The organism is Serratia sarumanii, from assembly GCF_029962605.1.
In the GTDB taxonomy this organism is placed as follows: domain Bacteria; phylum Pseudomonadota; class Gammaproteobacteria; order Enterobacterales; family Enterobacteriaceae; genus Serratia; species Serratia sarumanii.
This window is the reverse complement of the sequence record NZ_CP124750.1, coordinates 4103507-4122665: the sequence shown is the minus strand read 5'-3', so window position 1 is coordinate 4122665 and position 19159 is coordinate 4103507. Positions and strand designations below refer to the sequence as shown.

21 protein-coding genes are annotated in these 19159 nt (G+C 61.8%); 17 read left to right on the top strand and 4 right to left on the bottom strand.

Features of this window, described 5'->3' with window-relative positions; translation table 11 throughout:
- Nucleotides 1-76: 76 nt before the first annotated feature.
- A complete protein-coding gene (locus SSARUM_RS19555) occupies nt 77-1042 on the top strand; it encodes a quinone oxidoreductase family protein (protein ID WP_060431079.1) in 966 nt (321 codons plus the stop codon).
- Between the two features lie 10 nt (nt 1043-1052).
- On the opposite strand, the gene SSARUM_RS19550 is transcribed toward SSARUM_RS19555, so the two are convergent.
- From SSARUM_RS19550 to SSARUM_RS19540, 3 genes are read right to left on the bottom strand one after another with little or no spacing between them, the layout of a single operon-like run.
- On the bottom strand, nt 1053-1583 hold the full coding sequence (locus tag SSARUM_RS19550) for a GNAT family N-acetyltransferase (protein ID WP_060431077.1): 531 nt from the start codon (nt 1581-1583) through the stop codon (nt 1053-1055).
- The gene (locus SSARUM_RS19545) at nt 1580-2998 is read right to left on the bottom strand and encodes an ATP-binding protein (protein ID WP_060388367.1); all 1419 of its coding nucleotides are present in this window, start codon (nt 2996-2998) and stop codon (nt 1580-1582) included. The genes SSARUM_RS19550 and SSARUM_RS19545 overlap by 4 nt, the downstream gene beginning before the upstream one ends.
- Nucleotides 2999-3002: 4 nt before the next feature.
- Nucleotides 3003-3662, bottom strand: coding sequence for a response regulator (locus SSARUM_RS19540; protein WP_019455640.1), 660 nt, complete (start codon nt 3660-3662; stop codon nt 3003-3005).
- A 189-nt stretch (nt 3663-3851) separates the two neighbouring features.
- On the opposite strand from SSARUM_RS19540, the gene SSARUM_RS19535 reads away from it, so the two are divergent.
- From SSARUM_RS19535 to SSARUM_RS19520, 4 genes are all read left to right on the top strand, one after another.
- Nucleotides 3852-4085, top strand: a complete 234-nt coding sequence (locus SSARUM_RS19535) for a hypothetical protein (protein WP_060388368.1) — start codon at nt 3852-3854, stop codon at nt 4083-4085.
- A 95-nt stretch (nt 4086-4180) separates the two neighbouring features.
- Entirely contained in the window at nt 4181-4927 is a 747-nt protein-coding gene (locus SSARUM_RS19530; protein ID WP_060431075.1) for an SDR family oxidoreductase, read from the top strand.
- 75 nt (nt 4928-5002) lie between these two features.
- Nucleotides 5003-5326 carry a BrnT family toxin gene (locus SSARUM_RS19525; protein WP_060388370.1) on the top strand — a complete coding sequence of 108 codons (324 nt, stop codon included), beginning with the start codon at nt 5003-5005 and terminating at the stop codon, nt 5324-5326.
- Nucleotides 5289-5606, top strand: a complete 318-nt coding sequence (locus SSARUM_RS19520; RefSeq protein WP_033649438.1) for a BrnA antitoxin family protein — start codon at nt 5289-5291, stop codon at nt 5604-5606. Before SSARUM_RS19525 ends, SSARUM_RS19520 begins: the two co-directional genes overlap by 38 nt.
- 225 nt (nt 5607-5831) lie before the next feature.
- Here the strand turns inward: SSARUM_RS19520 and SSARUM_RS19515 are convergent, their stop codons facing one another.
- Complete coding sequence (locus SSARUM_RS19515; RefSeq protein WP_170929847.1) at nt 5832-6476, bottom strand: GntR family transcriptional regulator; 645 nt, start codon at nt 6474-6476, stop codon at nt 5832-5834.
- Between the two features lie 162 nt (nt 6477-6638).
- Between SSARUM_RS19515 and SSARUM_RS19510 the strand changes: the two genes are divergently transcribed.
- The 12 genes from SSARUM_RS19510 to rbsK all read left to right on the top strand — a co-directional run bounded on the left by SSARUM_RS19510 (nt 6639) and on the right by rbsK (nt 18975).
- A complete protein-coding gene (locus SSARUM_RS19510) occupies nt 6639-7352 on the top strand; it encodes a DUF2848 domain-containing protein (protein ID WP_033635845.1) in 714 nt (237 codons plus the stop codon).
- Nucleotides 7352-8698, top strand: a complete 1347-nt coding sequence (locus tag SSARUM_RS19505) for an amidase (RefSeq protein WP_060431073.1) — start codon at nt 7352-7354, stop codon at nt 8696-8698. Before SSARUM_RS19510 ends, SSARUM_RS19505 begins: the two co-directional genes overlap by 1 nt.
- A 49-nt stretch (nt 8699-8747) precedes the next feature.
- Nucleotides 8748-9401, top strand: a complete 654-nt coding sequence (locus SSARUM_RS19500; RefSeq protein ID WP_033654061.1) for a DUF4286 family protein — start codon at nt 8748-8750, stop codon at nt 9399-9401.
- Nucleotides 9398-10723 (top strand): MFS transporter, encoded by a 1326-nt coding sequence (locus SSARUM_RS19495; protein WP_039567284.1) that lies wholly within the window; start codon nt 9398-9400, stop codon nt 10721-10723. Before SSARUM_RS19500 ends, SSARUM_RS19495 begins: the two co-directional genes overlap by 4 nt.
- 311 nt (nt 10724-11034) lie before the next feature.
- On the top strand, nt 11035-11853 hold the full coding sequence (locus SSARUM_RS19490; protein ID WP_004931653.1) for a DeoR/GlpR family DNA-binding transcription regulator: 819 nt from the start codon (nt 11035-11037) through the stop codon (nt 11851-11853).
- 49 nt (nt 11854-11902) lie between these two features.
- Entirely contained in the window at nt 11903-12886 is a 984-nt protein-coding gene (locus tag SSARUM_RS19485; protein ID WP_033649442.1) for a substrate-binding domain-containing protein, read from the top strand.
- A 2-nt stretch (nt 12887-12888) separates the two neighbouring features.
- On the top strand, nt 12889-14406 hold the full coding sequence (locus SSARUM_RS19480) for a sugar ABC transporter ATP-binding protein (RefSeq protein WP_033649443.1): 1518 nt from the start codon (nt 12889-12891) through the stop codon (nt 14404-14406).
- Nucleotides 14399-15385, top strand: a complete 987-nt coding sequence (locus SSARUM_RS19475) for an ABC transporter permease (protein ID WP_060422852.1) — start codon at nt 14399-14401, stop codon at nt 15383-15385. Before SSARUM_RS19480 ends, SSARUM_RS19475 begins: the two co-directional genes overlap by 8 nt.
- Nucleotides 15386-15395: 10 nt before the next feature.
- The gene (locus tag SSARUM_RS19470; protein ID WP_039567288.1) at nt 15396-16430 is read left to right on the top strand and encodes an ABC transporter permease; all 1035 of its coding nucleotides are present in this window, start codon (nt 15396-15398) and stop codon (nt 16428-16430) included.
- A gap of 31 nt (nt 16431-16461) precedes the next feature.
- Complete coding sequence (gene alsE / locus SSARUM_RS19465) at nt 16462-17133, top strand: D-allulose 6-phosphate 3-epimerase (protein WP_033635837.1); 672 nt, start codon at nt 16462-16464, stop codon at nt 17131-17133.
- A 10-nt stretch (nt 17134-17143) separates the two neighbouring features.
- Complete coding sequence (gene alsK / locus SSARUM_RS19460; protein ID WP_039567291.1) at nt 17144-18052, top strand: allose kinase; 909 nt, start codon at nt 17144-17146, stop codon at nt 18050-18052.
- Nucleotides 18049-18975: a ribokinase gene (rbsK, locus tag SSARUM_RS19455; RefSeq protein WP_060431071.1), complete on the top strand. Its 927-nt coding sequence runs from the start codon at nt 18049-18051 to the stop codon at nt 18973-18975. The genes alsK and rbsK overlap by 4 nt, the downstream gene beginning before the upstream one ends.
- Nucleotides 18976-19159 lie beyond the last annotated feature (184 nt).

The window sequence follows — 19159 nt, the reverse complement described above, 5'->3', positions numbered from 1 at the left end:
CGCATCATGCGGTGTCCCTTTTTATTTTATTGCGGCCTATTCTTTCCCGTACGTTCCCACGATTTGAGGAGTCACCATGCAAGCGGCAATCGTAACAGCGCTGGGGCAAGCCCCGGTTTTCGGCACCTTTGAGGAGCCTCAGGCGCAGGCGAATGAAGTGCCGATCGACGTTCTGGCGGCCGGCATCAAACAGCTGGATCGCGCCACCGTCGCCGGCACCCATTACTCCAGCCCGAAGCAGTTGCCGATCGTACCCGGCACCGACGGCGTGGGCCGGACGGCCGACGGGCAACGGGTGTATTTCGCCTCCTTCCGCCGCCCTTACGGCGCGATGGCTGAGCGCAGCGTCGCGTCATGGACGGTGCCGGTGCCGGAGGCGGTGGACGACGCCACGGCGGCGGCGCTGATCAATCCGGCCTTCGCCGCCTGGCTGCCGCTGCGATGGCGGGCGGATCTGCAGCCCGGTGAAACGGTGCTGATCATCGGCGCTACCGGCACTTCGGGAAAACTGGCGGTCGCCGCGGCGCGTCAGGCGGGAGCCGGGCGCATCGTTGCCGCCGGCCGTCGGCTGAGCGTGCTGGAAGCGTTGGGCGTGGATGCCACGGTGGATCTGAGCCTGCAGGGCGAGGCGCTGACGCAGGCCTTCGCGGCGGCGGCGGGGCCGGGCGGTTATCAGGTGAGCGTCGATTATATCTGGGGCCCGGCGACCGAAGCGCTGCTCGCGACGCTCAATAATCACGATCTCTCGTCTTACGCCGGCGGGCGCGGCATTCGCCTGGTCAACGTCGGCTCGATGGCCGCGCCGGACATCCGGCTGCCGGCGGCGGTGCTGCGCAGCAATCAGCTGCAGATCCTCGGCAGCGGCACCGGCAACTTCCCGCCGATCCCGGAGATGCAGCGCTACGCGACCGAAATTCTGGCGCTGGCGGTAACGGGCGCACTCACTATCGAGACGCAGGAGCACGCGCTGGCGGAGATCGCCGAGGTATGGGATCTGAACAAGAAAAGCGACGTGCGTTCGGTGATACGCATCGCCCGCTAAGTTCCTGCCGCTAGCGGCAAGGGCAGACCAGGTGAATATCCTCCGGCTCGCGGGCGAACAGCTCGGCATCCGGGCGCTCGATGAGCCGGCACCCTTGCGCCAGATAGAAGTCTACGGTGCTTTTGTTGGGGATGGAAGAGACGTACAGCCCGGCGGCGCCTTCTTGCGCCGCCTGACGCTGGCAGAGCTGGAACAGCTGCTTGCCTAACCCCTGGCCGCGTTGGTGCGCGCTGACGTAAAAGAACAGCAGCTGGCGCAGATCCCGCTGCGGGCCGCGCGGCTCGGTATCCAGCGCCGCCGCCGCCACGATCTCCTCGCCTTCGAACCGCGCGAAGAACGCGCCGCCGCGATCGAAGCAGGCTTCATGGATCGGCGTATAGGTTTCCCGGTCGTGCGGATCCCAACCGCGCACGTCGTAGTAGTCCGGGTAGGCTTGCAGTTTACCGTCCTGCAGGCGATACAGGGTGTCGATGATTTCGCTGCGGTCAATATCCCATAGTCGGTCGAGTTGCTGCCGTTGCAGCAGGACAGGGGCGCTCATGATCGTTGTTCACTCTCAGTCTGTGGCCGGTAACTTTCCGGCAAATCGATAATAAAACCGATGCCGCGATCGTCGAGGCCTTCGGTGACGCGCAGCTGCGCGCCGATCTTATCGGCCAGGTTCCGGGCGATGGCCAATCCCAGTCCGCTGCCGGTCTGCTGCGTGCCGGGCACGCGGTAAAAGCGTTCAAACAGGCGCGGAAGGTGCTCTTCGCTCACTCCGGGGCCGTTGTCGCGCAACGTAATATAGCAGCCGAGCGGTGCCAGCGAACGGATATGGGCTTCGATGCGGCTGCCGGGCGGTGCGTACTTGAGTGCGTTGTCCAGCAGGTTGGTGAAGATGGCGATCAGCGCATGGCGATCGGTGGTTACCACCACGTCCTCGCTGCCGTCGAGCGAGAGTTCCACATCCTTTTCCAGCGCATAGGGGACGTGCTGCGCGATGCATTTTCCGATCTCTGCGTAGATGTCCACCGCCTCGATTTTCAGCGGAAAATCTTCCGCCTCCAGCTTGGCCAGGTTGATCAACTGGCGCGACAGCGACGCCGCGCGATCTAGCCCCTGCTGCATGTCGCCGATGATCTCCCGGCGCTCCTGCTGCTCGCTGACCTGGGTCAGCAGATGCAGCTGCGCCAGCACGGCGGCGATCGGCGTGCGCAGTTCGTGCGCCGCATCGGCCATAAAGCGTTTTTCGCGCTGGTTGGCGGCGTCGATGCGCGCCATCAGCTTGTTGACCTCCACCACCACCGGCCGGATTTCCTGATACTGCTCGCTGACGTTGATCGGCGACAGATTACCCGGCTGGCGATCGGAGATGGTGCGGGCGATCTGGCGCAGCGGCCGCAGGCTGAAGTAGGCGGTAAACAGCAAGGTGATGATGATCGCCGCCAGAATGCCCAGCAGCGGCATGGCAGTGCTTTCCGCCGGGTTACCGAACAGCGTGGTGCGATCGTTGAACGACTCGCCGACGATCACCCGGTACTGACGCTTTTCGCTCCAGCTGCCGGCAAGATGCCAGTTGGCGCCGGCGTACTTAACGGAGCCCGACAGCACCGAAGGCGGCAGGCGCAGCGGTTCTCCCTGCGTTTGCGAACTGTAAAGCACCCGGTTGTCCCGATCGTAAACCACGAACAGCGGGTGGTAATCGATTTGATCCTGCATGCCGTTATTGATGGAATCAATGTACATGCCTTCAATGGTCTTGATGATGCCGCGGTAATCGATATTGTCGGTGCCGGTTTCATCGAGAATATTGGCGATACCCACGGCGACGATGCGTTGCTGGTTATCGAAATATTTTTCCATGTCGGGGTAATACCAATATTTCACCCAGGCGACGAGGATCCCCCACAATAATAAAATGGCCAGGACCTGGAAAATAATGGTGCGCATAAAGAAGGATTTGAAACCGATCATCTTGCTACTCTTTCTTCAGCAAATAACCAATGCCGCGTACGGTAATAATTCTTTCTTTACCGATCTTGCGCCGTAAATTATGCATGTGCACTTCCAGCGAGTTGCTTTCCACGCTGTCGCCGTGGCCGAACAGCCGCTGTTCCAACACCGCTTTGCGCACCACTGTGCCGGCACAGCGCATCAGCTCGTGCAGCAGGTGATACTCTTTTTTCGACAGCATCAGCAGTTCGTTATCCAGCGTCACCTGATGGTTGACCGGGTCGAGATACAGCGTGCCGAGGCTCCAGGTTTGCGAAGCGAAGCCCGCCATGCGTCGGTTGACCGCCTTGACGCGTGAGATGAGCTCGGGCAGCGCAAAGGGTTTGGCCAGAAAGTCGTCCGCGCCGGAATCCAGGCTGTTCACCAGGCTTTCGATGCGGTCGCGGGCGGTCAGGATGATGATGGGGATATTTTGCCCGGCGGCGCGCCAGGCGATCAGCTTTTGCAAACCGTCGCCGTCCGGCAGCGTGAGATCCAACAGCATCAGGTCGAACCCGCCGGGTGAAAGTTTATTTTCCGCGTCCGCGAGCAGGCGCACCCAGCACAAATTAAAGCCGGTGAGCTCCAATGCGCGGCACAGCGCCTTGCCTAATTGCAGGTCGTCTTCCACCAACAGTATGTTCACGTTTGTTCCGCTGAGATCCTCAAGTCGCGATTATCTAACTATAACCCTGCCGGGAAGACAACGGGGAAACTCGCTTTGCCTGTACGTTCTTAAGCAAACCTTAATCTGGCTTTAATCTCGCGTTAAGGGAGCAAAAGGGAATTTCAGTTATTTTGCAGCCATTCGAAATCATGACAGAGGGCGCGAAACATGCAGACTGACGGTTCCCCGCTCGCGGGCACCTCGCGGCGGCTGATATATACAGGCGTGGCGGCGCTGCTCGTTCTGTTGACGCTGTCTTTTCGCGGCGATGCGCAGAGCCATAGCGACAATGGCCCGCATGCTGCCGGCTTGCAACGGGGGCATCAGGCAGCGACGTCGGACGCCTACGGCTGCGTCAAAGCGCGGATTAAAAAGCAGCTGCGCCGCCTGGCTCAGCTTTGAAGCGCTTTTTAGGGCGCAGCTCTATACTCTGACGGACAAACGGGGCGCCTGTGCGCAGGCCGCTGTGTTGATATCGCCAACCAGAGAAAAACAGTATGACGAAAGTGGCATTGGTGACCGGCGCGAGCCGGGGAATTGGCCGTGCGGCCGCGTTGTTGCTGGCTCGGCAGGGTTATGCGGTGGGCGTGAATTACCTGCGTGACGAAAGCGCGGCGCGGCAGGTGGTGGCAGAGATTGAGGCGCAGGGCGGCAAGGCGCTGGCGCTGCAGGCCGATGTGGCCGACGAAGCGCAGGTGATGGCGATGTTCGCCGCGCTGGACGCGGGGCTGGGCACGCTCAGTGCGTTGGTCAACAATGCCGGCATTCTGTTCCGGCAGGCGAACATTGAGCAGTTGACCGCCGAGCGCATCAATCAGGTGCTCGGCACCAACGTTACTGGCTACTTCCTGTGTTGCCGCGAGTCGGTGAAGCGCATGGCGCTGCGCCATGGCGGCCAGGGCGGCGCCATCGTCAACGTTTCTTCCGCCGCTTCTCGTTTAGGCGCTGCGGGGGAGTACGTGGATTACGCCGCCTCGAAAGGCGCCGTCGATACCCTGACCATCGGGCTAGCGCGCGAGGTGGCGGCGCAGGGCATCCGCGTCAACGGCGTGCGGCCCGGATTCATCTATACCGAGATGCATGCCAGCGGCGGCGAGCCCGGCCGGGTGGATCGCGTGAAGGACAGTTTGCCGATGCGGCGCGGCGGGCAGCCGCAGGAAGTGGCGGAGGCGATCGCCTGGCTGCTGTCTGACGCCGCGTCTTACGTGACCGGCACTTTTATCGAGGCCGCAGGCGGGCGTTGAATGCATGAGGGGTTTTGACATCCCGCCGTGCGGAGTGTATTTTGATTAAATAATAATCAAAATGTAGTTACAAAAATGTATGTTTATTTTGAATGGAATCAGGATAAAAATCACAGTAACCAGCGTAAACACCGCGTCAGTTTTGAGATTGCGCAACGGGTTTTTCTGGATCCCAACCATTTGGCCGTGCTGGAAAGGATTGAGGATGGAGAAGAACGCTGGCAAACGATCGGTATGGTCGGCTCCTGTTTGTTGCTGCTGGTGGCACATACGACGACCGAAACGGATGTCGAAGGCGATGCCGTAGAGATCGTGCGCATCATTTCAGCACGCAAGGCCGATGCCAAAGAGAGGGGAAGATATGAAGCGCAAAAATTCCGCCAAAAATCTGGCGCATAGCGTACTCCCTCCGTTGACGGAGGAGCAGAAAGCGCAAATTGCTTCACTGAGCGCGCTGCCGGATGAGGATATCGATTATACCGATGCCCCGGCCCTGGGTAAGGAGAAGTGGCAGGCTGCGGTTCAGGGGCGTTTTTATAAACCGATGAAAGTATCGAAAACCATCCGAATCGATGCGGATGTGTTGGCCTGGCTTCAGCGGCCAGGCAAGGGCTATCAGAAACGCCTGAACGCTGTGCTGCGTGAGGCGATGTTGAAAGAGCATGAGCACGAGGAATAATTTGTGTCAGGTGGCTAACGGTCCGGTGAGATTCTCACCGGATTTTTTTTGCTGTTTTTTAAGGCAACGCCTACCCACGTCGGCCACCTCTCGACGGAGCTCGGTCAAAACTATAAAAACGGTCATTCCGCGGAGCGTGAAATGTGACCGTTTACCGTTTATCTCCTGCTCATCGGCAGAACAGGGTCATCATAACTATTCCCGGTAATATCCTGCGCCGCGGGGTTACCCGTCGTGCAGCAGCGCGCTGCGGAATGACAAGATATGCGCCTGCGCGGCCTCGGCGGCGGCGGCGCTGTCTTGTGCGGCCAGCGCGGCGATAATTGCCCGGTGTTCGTCGATCACTTCGCGCATATGCCCTTCCCGCGACAGGGTGCTGGCCCAAAAACGCTGCGCCCTGGCGTGCAGCACACTCAGGATATCCGCCAACATGTTATTGCCGGCGATCTGCGCCAGCTCCTGGTGAAACTCATGATCGAGTGTCATCATTCGCACTCTATCTCGCTCCTGGCTCGCGGCTTCGATTTGCCGATTGAGTTCGGTCAGCGTCGCGATTTGCCTCTCGGTAATCCTCTGGCTCGCCAGCTGCATGCACAGCATCTCGTTAGCCAGCCTTACTTCGATCAATTCCAACGCATCGTCCATCGACAACGGTGAAACCATCACGCCTTTGCGCGGGATGACCTGCAGTAACCCCTCGTTGGCCAAGCGGTGGATTGCCTGATTGATCGGCGTTCTGCCCATATCCAGATCGTTCATCACCTGCGCGGTATTGAGATATTCGCCCGGCTTGTAGCTGAGTGTGACCAGCGCCTGTTTGAAGCGCCGGTAGGCCAGCTCGTTCAGTGAGACGCCGGCTTCTTCCGTCATCGGGCGCTGCGGGCTTTCTGCGTCAACAGTCTTCACGTTTTGCTCCTGCAAGAAGAAAGTTTTTAGACATAGTACACAAAAACATGGCATGAAAATCGCTTATTTGGTAACTAAAGATATAGTGAAATTTCACAGTGTTTTAACAAGAGGGGCGAAACTGCCATGAGACTGACCTTCACTTTACCTGAATCCCGCGGCGCAGCGACGTTGAATGTTGAGATTGATCATCTGGTGATCGCCGGTTGGACCGGGCGCGATCGCGAAGCGATCTTGCACCATATTCGTGAATTGGCCGAGCTGGGCGTGCCCCAGCCCAGTGCAATCCCCCTGTTTTACCGCGTTGCCGCCAATCAGTTGAGCCAGCAAGAGACCATTGAAGTCATTGGCAACGCGACGTCCGGCGAAGCGGAGCCGCTGATTTTTGCCCATCGCGGCGAACTGTTCGTGTCATTGGCGTCCGATCACACCGATCGTCAACTCGAAGCGCACAGCGTGGCGCTGTCGAAACAGATTTGCGTTAAACCGGTGGCGCGAGCCGCCTGGCCGCTGCAGGAGGTGCTGGAACATTGGGACAGTTTGATCTTGCGTTCGTGGATCAAGGAAGAGGGCGAATGGCGATTGTATCAACAGGGCAGCCTTGCCGCGCTGCGTACGCCCGGTGATTTGCTGGAGCGTTACTTCACCGGTATGCAGCCGCCGGAGTGCGGGCTGGCGCAACCGCAAACGCCCGACGGGTTGGCGATGACTTGCGGCACGGTGGCGGCGATCGGCGGCATTCGACCGGCCGGCGAGTTTCGCATGGAACTGGTGGACGATGTGCTTGGGCGCACCATCAGTCACGGTTATCGCAGCATTGAACTGCCGGTGGTGGCGTGATGAAAAAGCTGACGTTGATGCAGGCCAGCGCCGGCCTGGCTAGCGGGGAGTTCACCGCAGCGCAGCTGACCGCCGCCGCTTTGGCGCAGATCGCCGATGAGCGGGGGGAGGGCGCGCGCGCGTTTACGCGAACCTACGCCGAGTGGGCGCAACGGCAAGCGCAGGCCTCCGATCGGCGGCGCGCCGCCGGCTCGCCGCTGTCGGCGCTGGATGGCGTGCCTGTCTCAATCAAGGGTCTGTTTGACGTGGCCGGTGAGGTGACCACGGCGGGCTCGCGCGTGTTAGCCGACGCGCCGCCCGCAGAAAAGCACGCTGCGGTAGTAGAACGGCTGTTGCAAGCCGGCGCGGTGGTGGTGGGCAAAACGACGATGACGGAATTTGCCTATTCCGGACTGGGCATCAACCCGCATTACGGGACGCCGGCCAATCCCTGGGAGCGCCAGGCGGCACGCATTCCCGGCGGCTCCTCTTCCGGTGCGGCGGTGGCGGTGGCCGACGGCATGTGCCTGGGCGCGATTGGCAGCGATACCGGCGGGTCGGTACGCATACCCGCCGCGCTGTGCGGATTGACCGGTTATAAACCCACTGCACGGCGCATCAATGACGCTGGCTTATTGCCGCTGTCGCCTTCGCTGGATTCGATCGGCGTGATTGCTCATGACGTCGCCAGCTGTATTGCGCTGGACGCACTGATTGCCGACAGCCCGCTGCGGGTGCCGCAAAAAAGCTTGGCGCAGGCGCATTTTGCCGTGCCGCAAACGGTGGTGCTGGATGAACTGCAGCCGGCGGTTGCCGAGGCATTCCAGCGCAGCCTGCAATGCCTGTCTCAGGCGGGAGCGCAGATTGAATTCATTCCTGCTACGGCGTTTGCCGAGCTGGCGGCGATCAATGCCAACGGTGGTTTCACCGCGCTGGAGTCCTGGCGCTGGCATCAAGCGTTGATCGCTGAACGGGCCGAGGGCTATGACCCGCGGGTGCTGTCGCGCATTCGCCGCGGTGCATCCTTGGGCGACGCCGATCTGCAGCTGTTGCAGCGGCAACGCGCCGACTGGCAGCGGCGGATTACGGCGGAGCTGCAGAGGTTTGACGCTCTGCTGATGCCGACCGTGCCGATGATTGCGCCAACTATCGGCGAGCTGGCGGCGGATGATGCCTACTTCCGTTGCAACGGACTGATGCTGCGCAATCCCGCGATCGTCAATTTCCTCGACGGCTGCGCGCTGTCCTTGCCCTGCCAGCGGCCAGGCGCCGCGCCGATCGGCCTGATGCTGGCGGGCTTGCCGATGTGTGATGAGGCGCTGCTGGGATGGGCGCTGGCGATCGAACGCCGTCTTGCCGAGGCGTGATTTTCCGGTGGGCGCAGGCCTGCCTTTTGAGATGACCAGGAGAATATCCATGAACGATTCCCCGAACGGAATGCTGTTTGTCGCGACGGATGTCGCCACGCAGGATGATGCGGATTTCAATCGCTGGTATGACCGCGAACACGTGGAGGAGCGGGTGCGGGTGCCCGGCTTTTTATCCGGCACACGCTATCGGGCATTGCAGGGCGGGCGTCAATATTTGGGGCTGTATAAAACCGAATCGTTGGCCAGTTTTACCTCCGAAGCCTATCGCGCCGCGTTTCAACACCAAACGCCTTGGTCGGTGGCCAGCCTGGAGAAAATGCGCGATCCAATGCGCCGGGTGTGTGCGGTGGAGGCGGTCACCGGCCAAGGGTGCGGCAGTCATCTCTGTATCTTCGTGCTGCCGTCGGCGGCATCGGAAGCGCTGCATGCCCGCATCTTGCAACTGGGCGCACGGCTGGCTGAACAGCCTGGCTTTGTGCGCAGCAGCCTGTTGACGCCGGATGCCGAACTCAGTTCCCCGCTGCCGAAAGAATCGCGAGAAAACCGCCGAATGCTGCCGATGCTATTGATCGAAAGCAGCGACGCCGAAGCCGGCCTGCGTTTAAGCGAGCAGGCCGCTGAAGCGCTGAACATGCCCGCCGCCGATGCCTGGCACTATGCCCTTGGCTGGCAACTGACCGCACAGGAGCTGACATCATGAACGCATACACCACTGAAACGGCACAGGCTGCCGTGCCTGCCGCAGAAAGTGCCGCCGCACCGCCCAATACCGGCAAGTTGGCGGCGGCCAGCTCGATCGGCACGGCGTTGGAATGGTACGATTTCACCGTCTACAACATCATGGCCGCGTTGATTTTCAACCATGTATTCTTCCCATCGTTCGATCCGCTGGTGGGCACGATTCTGGCGTTCTCCACTTACGCGGTGGGTTATGTTTCCCGGCCGATCGGTGGCATCGTGTTCGGCCACCTTGGCGATGTGTTGGGGCGGCGCTTTGTACTGGTCACCACGCTGGTGATCATGGGCGTGACCACGGCGCTGATGGGATTGTTGCCCGGCTATGCCAGCTGGGGGATTTGGAGCCCGTTGCTGCTGGTGACGCTGCGCTTTATTCAGGGCATTGCGCTGGGCGGAGAATGGGCGGGGGCGGTGCTGTTGTCGATGGAACACGGTAAGCCGCATCAGCGCGGGCGCAACGCGTCCTTTGCTCAGGTAGGGCCGTCCTGCGGTTCGCTGATCGGCACCGGCCTGATTACGCTGGTGACGTTGGCGATGTCGGCGGACGATTTCCAGCAATGGGGCTGGCGGATCCCGTTCCTGCTGAGCCTGGTGCTGGTCATCTTCGGTTTGTGGCTGCGTCGGGGGGTGGGTGAGACGCCGGCATTTTTGCAACTGGAGGCGTCGAAAGATGTTACGCAGTCGCCGATCCGCGAAGTCTTCACGCAGCACATGCGCCCACTGCTGATCGCCGGCGGATCGCGTATCGGCTCTGACGTGCTCTATGCGTTGGTGGTCGTGTTCACATTGACCTACGTCACCACCGTGCTGAATCTGCCGCGCCCGCTGGCGCTGGGCGCCACCATGCTGGGGGCGATAGGTAACGCCGTCGCGGTACCGCTGTTTGGCGCATTGTCGGATCGCTTCGGCCGTCGTCCGGTGTATATCGGCGGTGCATTGGCGGCGATAGCGTGGGCGTTTGCGTTCTTCGTCCTGCTCGACAGCAGTCAACCGGTGTTGATCTGCATGGCAGTGGTGATCGGGCTGTTGATCCATGCGGCGATGTATGGGCCACAGGCGGCCTTCATCACGGAACAGTTCCCGACACGGGTGCGTTATGCCGGATCGTCGTTAGCCTATACCTTGGCGGGGATTATCGGTGGCGGCTTTGCCCCGCTGATCATCACTTCGTTGTTTAAATCTTACGACAGCACGCTGGCGATTTCCGCCTATGTCGCGTTGGCTCTGCTTATCACGCTTTGGGCGGTATGGGCGGCGCGGGAAACGGCGCATAAGCCGCTGTAAATAGAATGCCGGGCTACTTTAGGCCCGGCGTTCGGTCAAAACCACAAAAACGGTCATTAACGGTCATGTTGCGGAACGTGGAATTGTGACCGTTTACCGTTTCTCTCCTGTCTGCCTAAGACGCACGCGCATCATAACTGCCTGTTACTCCACACTTTCATAATTATTCATTTCATTTTCCTCCCGATTTTTTTGACAACTATCACACCGCCATCGTTGACCGATCGCGGGGCGATGCGCTTTGCGTCTGCGCGCAAAACGCGGCGCGGCAAATCGATATCGTAATCAACGTCGTGGAGGAGAAAAGAAACATGCTGCCTGTAGAACGTCATCGTTTTATCACCGAAGTCTTGAGCCAGCGCGGCCGCGTGATGGTGCAGGAGGTGGCGCAGCTGTGCCACATCTCTATCGAGACGGCGCGGCGTGATCTGGCCTTGCTGGAACGGCGCGGCCTGCTGCTGCGCAGCCACGGCGGCGCGGTATTCGTCGAGCCGCCGGCGGTGGAGAAAACCTATGTGCCCGCCGAGATAGACCAGGGGGAATCTTTCCGCCAGCGCAGCAACGAGGCGCCGGAGCAGAAGACGCGCATCGCCAAACGCGCGCTGGAGTTTATCGCGCCGGGGGATTGCCTGCTGCTGGACAGCAGCTCCACCAGCTGGTTTTTGGCGCGCCAACTGCCGGATATCTCGCTGGTGGTGTTGACCAACTCGCTGCACATCATCCAGACGCTGGCCTGCAAGGCCAACGTGCGCACTATCGGACTGGGGGGCGAGTATTCCGCCAAGTATGAGGATTTTATCGGCGTGCTGGCGGAGCAGATGCTGAAAGAGTTCGTGATCAACAAGCTGTTTTTCTCCTGCCACGGCATCTGCCAGGACGGCGGCATCCGCGAAAGCAACGAGCACCATGCGCGGCTGAAGCAGCAGATGCTGCTGGCGTCGGAACGCAAGTTCCTGCTGGTGGACAGCAATAAGTTCGGCCGCCGCTCGTTCGCGCGCATCTGCCACTACCGGGAGATAGATACCTTAATCACCGATCGGCTCAGCGACGACGAATTTCGTCAGGAACTGGCCTGGAACAACGTCGACGTGATTGAAGTTTCACCCGCCGCGAAAAGGGCGGCGCGATAACAACAACGAAACCCCCTTATTTACAGCCAACACTTGTGGAGAGAGAACAATGAAAAAATCCGTACTGGTCGGTCTGTTTGCCTCGCTGCTGCTGTCGCTATCCGCGCAGGCGGCGGACAAGCTGAAAATGGGCGTGGTGGTGAAGATCGGCGGCATTCCGTGGTTCAACGCCATGGAGGCCGGCATCAAAAGCGAAGGCGCCAAACGCGGCATCGACGCCTGGATGGTCGGGCCGACGGCGGCGGATCCGGCGCTGCAGGTGCGCGCCATCGAAGATCTGATCGCGCAGAAGGTGGACATCATTGGCGTGGTGCCGAACGACGCCCGGGTGCTGGAGCCGGTGCTCAAGCGCGCGCAGGAGGCGGGCATCAAGGTGATCGTACACGAATCCCCCGGCCAGAAGTACGCCGACTGGGACTTTGAGCTGGTGGACGCCTCGCAGCACGGGGTCAACCACATGAAAGCGCTGGCCGCCTGCATGAAAGAGCAGGGCAAGTACGCGGTGTACGTCGGCAGCCTGACGGTGCCGCTGCACATCACCTGGTCGGACTCGGCCATCAACTACCAGAAGCAGCACTACCCGAACATGCAGCTGGTGGGCGACAAGTTCGGCGTGGGGGAATCGCTGGATGACAGCGTGCGCACCACCAACGATCTGATGGCCAAATATCCCGATCTGAAAGGCGTGCTGGCGTTCGGATCGCAGGGGCCGATCGGCGCCGGGCGCGCGGTGCTCAACCGCGGCAAAAGCAACGATATCTGCGTCATCGGGCCGTTCAGCCCGGGCCAGGGCGCTTCGCTGGTCAACCGTGGCGCCATCAAGGGTGGCTATATCTGGAATCCGCTGGTGGCGGGCGAAGTGTTCGTGCGCATCGCCGACATGATGCACAAGGGAGAAAAGATCACCGACGGCATGACCATCGAAGGCATGGGCAAGGTGCAGGTGGATGCACAGCAGCACACCATTCTCGGCAACGCCACCGAAAGTCTGGATAAGCAAAACCTGCCGAAGCTGGTGAAGATGGGGCTGTAATCATGGCGATTTCCGGCAATACGGCAACCCAGGGCGCGCCGCTGATCGCGCTGCAACAGCTGTCGATGACCTTTGGCGGGCAGCGTGCGCTGAACGCTATCTCGCTGGCGCTGATGCCGGGGGAAGTGCACTGCCTGGCCGGCACCAACGGCTGCGGCAAGAGTACGTTGATCAAGGCGATCGCCGGCGTGTATCAACCGGACGACGGCAGCCGCATCACCATCGACGGGCAAACCTTCGGCCGGCTGTCGCCGGATCAGGCGCGCGCCTTCGGCATTCAGGTGATCTACCAGGATCTGTCGCTGTTTCCCAACCTGACGGTGGCGGAAAACATCGCCTTCGAGCACAACCTGCATGGGCTGCTGGGATGGTACCGCCCGGCACGGCTGCGGCGCACCGCCGAGCGCCTGCTGCAAGAGCTGAGTTTCCATCTGGATCTCGACAAACGGGTGGCGGAGCTGCCGATCGCCCAGCGGCAGCAGGTGGCGATCTGCCGCGCGCTGGTGGCGGAGGCGCGGCTAGTGATCATGGATGAACCGACCGCCTCGCTGACCCGCACCGAGGTCAATCAGCTGCTGCGCACGGTGGATTACCTGAAAGCGAAAGGCATCTGCGTGGTGTTCGTCAGCCACCGGCTGGACGAGGTGCTGGAGATTTCGGATCGCGTCACGGTGATCCGCGACGGCAACAAGATCGGGACCTGGCCGGCGGCGGAGATCACCGGCGATCGTCTGACCGAGCTGATGACCGGTCTGAAGCTGGACTATCGCCTGAAGTCACCCAGCATGAATAAGGATCGGGTGCTGCTGGAGGCGGATCGCCTCAGCCGCGCCGGGCAATATCAGGACGTGAGCTTCCGGCTGCATCAGGGCGAGGTGCTCGGTCTATGCGGGCTGCTCGGCTCCGGGCGCACCGAGCTGGCGCTGAGCCTGTTCGGCATGACCCGGCCGGACAGCGGCAAGCTCTACCTCGACAGCAAACCGGTGCGCTTTCGCGGCCATGAGGACGCGATCAAGGCCGGCATCGGCTACGTCTCGGAGGATCGCCTGACGCTCGGCCTGGTGCAGCAACAGTCGGTGGCGGACAACGCGGTGCTGACCATTCTTGATAAGCTGCGCGGGCGTTTTCGCCTGATTGACGACTACCGCAAGAATCGCATCGTCGCGGAGTGGATCGCCAAACTCGGCGTGCGGGTGGCGGATCCGGAGCAGGCGGTTTCGACGCTGTCCGGCGGCAATCAGCAAAAGATCGTGTTGGCCAAGTGGGTGCTGACCCAGCCGCGGATCCTGATCCTCGACTCGCCGACCGTCGGCGTCGACGTCGGCGCCAAGGCCAGCATCTACCAACTGATCCATCTGCTGGCGCAGGAGGGGATCGCCATTTTGCTGATCTCCGACGAAGTGCCGGAGGTGTATTACAACTGCGATCGGGTGCTGCACTTCAGCGGCGGCAGCGTGATCGGCGAATACCTGCCGGGGCAGGTGAGCCAGCAACAGCTGGCGGAGGCGGTCAATGCGTAGATTCAGCCTGAAACCGCGCGGTAACGAAGGCTACCTGGCCTGGGTACTGCTGCTGACGGTCATCGTTTTTTCGCTGCTCAGCGATCGGTTTTTGACGGTGCAAAACCTGCTCGATCTCAGCGAAAGCTATGCGGTGAGCGGCATTTTCGCCCTCGGCCTGTTCGTGGTGCTGGTGACCGGCGGTATCGATATCTCCTTCGCGGCGGTGGCCTCGGTGGTGCAGTACCTGATCGCCACGCTGGCGACCCACTACGGGCTGGCCAGCCCGGCGGGCAGCATTCTGCTGGCGTTGGCGATCGGCGCCGCGCTGGGCATGGTCAACGCGCTGTTGATCTACTGCCTGCGCATCGTCTCGATCATCGTCACCATCAGTATGCAGGCGTTGTTGTTTGGCATGCTGATGTGGCTGACCAACGGCCGCAGTCTGTACGCGCTGCCGGACTGGTGGACGCTGCCGCGCAGCGTGCTGCCGTTCCAGTTGGGTGAACAGAGCTATCAGCTCGGTTTGCCGACGCTGGTGATGCTGGCGGTGGCGCTGCTGACCTGGCTGCTGCTGAACAAGACGCACCTCGGGCGCCAGCTGTTTGCCGTCGGCGGCGATGCGGAATCGGCGCGGCGCATCGGCATTCGCGTCGGCCTGCTGCACCTGTTCGCCTACGGCTATCTGGGCGTGATGGCGGCGATCGGCGGCCTGGTGCAGGTGTACCGCATGGGCGAAGTGGTGCCCAACGCGCTGGTGGGCGGTGAGCTCGACGTACTGGCGGCGGCGGTGCTGGGCGGCGCCAGCCTGAACGGCGGCAAGGGCAGCGTAATCGGCACGCTGATGGGCGTATTCCTGATCGGCGTGCTGAAAAACGGCCTCAACCTGATCGGCGTGTCCAGCTACTTCATGAACGTGGTGATCGGCCTGGTGATCGTCGCGGCGATCACCGTCACTCACTACAAGAAACGCAAAGAAACCGACGTCGGTTTCGCCTGAGGAGCGCCTGATGGGCAACTACCTGAAATTTCGTCCGGACGGCACCGCCGTCGGCCTGTTGGCGCTGCTGGTGGCGGTGGTGCTGGCCTTCAGCTTGCTGATGCCGGGGCGCTTCTTCAGCGGCGCCACCTTCACCAGCGTGGCGTTCCAGCTGCCGGAGCTGGGCCTGCTGACCCTGGCGATGTTCATCCCGATCCTCAGCGGCGGCCTGAACCTGTGCATTATCGCCAGCGCCAACCTGACCAGCCTGCTGATGGCCTGGCTGTTCATCAGCTATCTGCCGCCGGACGCCGGGCTGGGGCTGCAGGCGCTGTGGCTGGTGTTGGCGCTGGCGGCGGCGATGCTGCTGGCCGTGACGATCGGCGCGGCGACCGGCGCGTTGGTTGCGTACGTCGGCGCGCATCCGATTCTGGTGACGCTGGCGACCATGACTACGGTCAACGGCATCGGCATCTACCTGACGCGCGGCGCGGCCCTGAGCGGCATGCCGGAGATCGTGCGGTTTATCGGCGCCGAGCGCGTGCTGGGCGTACCGGTACCGCTGTGGATCTTCCTGGCGGTTGCCGTGCTGCTGGCGCTGTTCTTGCAGAAAACCCGGCTCGGCAAATGCATCTACATGAGCGGCAGCAACATCAACGCCACCCACTTCAGCGGCGTGAATACCCATCGGGTGCTGATCGCCATTTACACCCTCTCCAGCCTGCTGTGCGTCATTGCCGGGCTGGTGATGATGGCGCGCTTCAACTCGGCGCGCATGGGCTACGGCGACTCTTATCTGCTGCTGACGGTGCTGGCGATCATTTTGGGCGGCACCGATCCGTTCGGCGGTTTTGGCCGGGTCAGCGGCGTGGTGCTGGCGCTGGTGGTGCTGCAGGTGATCGCCACCGGTTTGAACCTGATGAACGTCAGCCCGCACTTCAGTCTGGCGATGTGGGGCGCGGTGCTGATTGCAGTGCTGGCGCTGAAATTTTTACGCCATCGCTATCGGCAGCGGCGGGCGATGCGCCGCAGCGCGGCCCAGGCCAGAGCCGCGGCGGGCCACTGATCCTTTTTCCCTTTTGCGCAGGATAACGCTAATGAAATACCAGATTTCACCTTCACTGATGTGCATGAACCTGATGGATATCCGGCAGCAATTGGCGGTGCTGAACCGCCGCGCCGATATGCTGCATATCGACATCATGGACGGGCACTACGTTAAAAACATCACGCTGTCGCCGTTCTTTATCGAACAGATCCGCCCGCACACCTCGTTGCTGCTGGACGTGCATCTGATGGTGGAGAACCCGACCGATTTTATCGACCCGATCGCCCGCGCCGGCGCGGACTTTATCTGCCCGCACGCCGAAACCATCAACCGCGACGCGTTCCGGGTGATCAACCAGATCCGCGCGCTGGGCAAAAAAGTGGGGGTGGTGCTGAACCCGGCTACGCCGGTGGAGTTTATCCGCCACTATCTTCATCTGCTGGATAAGATCACCGTGATGACTGTCGATCCGGGCTATGCCGGGCAGCCGTTCATTCCCGAAATGCTGGAAAAGATCCGCCAGTTGCGCGATCTGAAACGCCAGCAAAACCTGAGCTATCTGATCGAGATCGACGGATCCTGCAATCAGCGCACCTACCGCGATCTGATGGGCGCCGGCGCGGAAGTGTTGATCGTCGGCAGCTCCGGGCTGTTCAACCTCGATCCGGATCTGGAGACGGCATGGGAAAAAATGCTGGATCAGATGCGGCAGGCGGCCTGAGGCGGGGGACATGATGCGGCATTTTCTTGGCGTAGACGTCGGCGGCACCAACACCCGCCTGCTATTGATGGATGATGACGGCGAGTTCAGCGGTTACCGCAAGATAGCGACCGCCGATTGGGCACGGCAGGCCGATCCGCTGGCGGCGTTGGGCCGCCTGATCGCCGGGCATTGCCAGGATCGTCAGGTGGCGCAGGTGATGCTTGGGCTGCCGGGTATCCTCAGCCGCGATCGCTCGCGGGTGCTGTCGCTGCCGTTCATTCCGGCGTTGGATGCTCAGCCGGTGGCGGCGCTGTTGGCCGATTTGCTGGCGCTGCCGGTGCGGATGGATAAAGACGTCAATCACCTGCTGTGGTGGGACTTGCAGCAGCTGCCGGCGCTGCCGCAGGTGGCGGTAGGGCTGTATTTGGGCACCGGCATGGGCAATAGCCTGTGGCTTAACGGCAATTTTTACCACGGGGCGCACGGCGCCGCCGGCGAGCTGGGGCACATACCCTGGCCGGGCCATCAGGGCGAGTGCCCGTGCGGTAAACGGGGCTGCGTCGAGAGCCTGACCTCCGGTCACTGGCTGACCGGCTGGGCGCGCGCCAACGCGGCGCAAACGCCGTTCGAACGGCTGTTCGAACGCCACGGCGAGCATCCGGATCTGCGGCGCTTCGTCGAACGATTGGCGCAGACCATCGCCATCGAAATGAACATGCTCGATCCAGAGCGGCTGATCCTGGGGGGCGGCGTGATCGCCATGAATGGTTTCCCGTTGGCGCAGCTGGAGCAAGAGATCCGCCGCCATCTGCGCGGGCCGCAGCCGGCGCAGGGGCTGGCGATCTCCGTCAGCCGCCTTAGCGATGAGACCGGCAGCAAAGGCGCCTGCCTGGCCGCCCGGCGCCATTTCCAATTAAGCAGGGAGTACCCGCAATGAAAGGCAAAGTCTGCGTGTTCGGTTCGTTCAACCTGGATATCGTCGCCGGCATGGCGCGCTTTCCGCAGCCCGGCGAATCGCTGATCGCCCGCAACAGCATGATGGGCGCGGGCGGCAAGGGCGCCAATCAGGCCACCGCCGCGCTGCGCGCCGGGGCGCGGGTGCATTATATCGGCAAGGTGGGGCGCGACGACTTCGGTACCTTTGCCCGGCGCCATCTCGCCGCCGCCGGTTTCGATGCGGTGACGCTGTTCTCGACCGGCGATTGCCCGACCGGCAATGCGCTTATCTATGTTGCCGGCGAGGAGGCGGAGAACATGATCGCCGTCGATCCCGGCGCCAACCTGACGGTCAGCGAAGATGAGGTGCGCCAGTGCCGGCCGGCGATCGCCGCGGCGGATATTCTGTTGACTCAGCTGGAGAACAATCTGCCGGCGATTGAGCAGGTGATCGCCATCGCCCGCGAGGCGCAGACATTCATCATTCTCAACCCGGCGCCGTTTCAGCCGGTGCCGGACAGCCTGCTGGCGCAGGTTGATATGCTGACGCCCAACGCCACCGAGTGTGCGTTGCTGACCGGCGTGCCGGTGCGGGATGTGGCTTCGGCGCGCCAGGCGGCGCAGGTGCTGCATGCCAAAGGCATTCGCTTGCTGATCGTGACCTTGGGGACGCAGGGCGCATTGTTCTCGGACGGGGAAAACAGCGAGCTGATCCCGGCGTTTCCGGCGCAGCCGAAAGATACCACCGGCGCGGGCGATGCGTTTAACGGCGCCCTGGCGGCGCAGCTGGCGAATCAGGTGCCGTTAGCCGATGCGGTGCGCTTCGCCGCCGCCTACGCGGCGGTCTGCGTGGAGCGCGCCGGGGCGGCGGGATCGATGCCGAGCTATGAGGAGGCGTTGGAACGCCAACGGGCGTTCGCTTGACGTTGAAGGGCTGCCGCGGCAGCCCGGTTCACTTACTTCAACCAGCCTTTGCGCTGCGCATCCCGCAGGCGGCACTCATCACCGAACCGTTCCTGCCCCGGGTACGTTATGCCGGTCCGTCGCTGGCTTGCATGCTGGGGGCGTTACTGAGCACGCTGTGGGCAGTGATTGCCGTGAAGGGGAG

Bases quoted from the DNA above. Each gene is read 5' to 3' on its own strand.
- SSARUM_RS19555 (WP_060431079.1), top strand. From the start codon at position 77: ATGCAAGCGGCAATCGTAACAGCGCTGGGGCAAGCCCCGGTTTTCGGC.
- SSARUM_RS19550 (WP_060431077.1), bottom strand. From the start codon at position 1,583: ATGAGCGCCCCTGTCCTGCTGCAACGGCAGCAACTCGACCGACTATGG.
- SSARUM_RS19545 (WP_060388367.1), bottom strand. From the start codon at position 2,998: ATGATCGGTTTCAAATCCTTCTTTATGCGCACCATTATTTTCCAGGTC.
- SSARUM_RS19535 (WP_060388368.1), top strand. From the start codon at position 3,852: ATGCAGACTGACGGTTCCCCGCTCGCGGGCACCTCGCGGCGGCTGATA.
- SSARUM_RS19530 (WP_060431075.1), top strand. From the start codon at position 4,181: ATGACGAAAGTGGCATTGGTGACCGGCGCGAGCCGGGGAATTGGCCGT.
- SSARUM_RS19525 (WP_060388370.1), top strand. From the start codon at position 5,003: ATGTATGTTTATTTTGAATGGAATCAGGATAAAAATCACAGTAACCAG.
- SSARUM_RS19520 (WP_033649438.1), top strand. From the start codon at position 5,289: ATGAAGCGCAAAAATTCCGCCAAAAATCTGGCGCATAGCGTACTCCCT.
- SSARUM_RS19515 (WP_170929847.1), bottom strand. From the start codon at position 6,476: ATGACGGAAGAAGCCGGCGTCTCACTGAACGAGCTGGCCTACCGGCGC.
- SSARUM_RS19510 (WP_033635845.1), top strand. From the start codon at position 6,639: ATGAGACTGACCTTCACTTTACCTGAATCCCGCGGCGCAGCGACGTTG.
- SSARUM_RS19505 (WP_060431073.1), top strand. From the start codon at position 7,352: ATGAAAAAGCTGACGTTGATGCAGGCCAGCGCCGGCCTGGCTAGCGGG.
- SSARUM_RS19500 (WP_033654061.1), top strand. From the start codon at position 8,748: ATGAACGATTCCCCGAACGGAATGCTGTTTGTCGCGACGGATGTCGCC.
- SSARUM_RS19495 (WP_039567284.1), top strand. From the start codon at position 9,398: ATGAACGCATACACCACTGAAACGGCACAGGCTGCCGTGCCTGCCGCA.
- SSARUM_RS19490 (WP_004931653.1), top strand. From the start codon at position 11,035: ATGCTGCCTGTAGAACGTCATCGTTTTATCACCGAAGTCTTGAGCCAG.
- SSARUM_RS19485 (WP_033649442.1), top strand. From the start codon at position 11,903: ATGAAAAAATCCGTACTGGTCGGTCTGTTTGCCTCGCTGCTGCTGTCG.
- SSARUM_RS19480 (WP_033649443.1), top strand. From the start codon at position 12,889: ATGGCGATTTCCGGCAATACGGCAACCCAGGGCGCGCCGCTGATCGCG.
- SSARUM_RS19475 (WP_060422852.1), top strand. From the start codon at position 14,399: ATGCGTAGATTCAGCCTGAAACCGCGCGGTAACGAAGGCTACCTGGCC.
- SSARUM_RS19470 (WP_039567288.1), top strand. From the start codon at position 15,396: ATGGGCAACTACCTGAAATTTCGTCCGGACGGCACCGCCGTCGGCCTG.
- alsE (WP_033635837.1), top strand. From the start codon at position 16,462: ATGAAATACCAGATTTCACCTTCACTGATGTGCATGAACCTGATGGAT.
- alsK (WP_039567291.1), top strand. From the start codon at position 17,144: ATGATGCGGCATTTTCTTGGCGTAGACGTCGGCGGCACCAACACCCGC.
- rbsK (WP_060431071.1), top strand. From the start codon at position 18,049: ATGAAAGGCAAAGTCTGCGTGTTCGGTTCGTTCAACCTGGATATCGTC.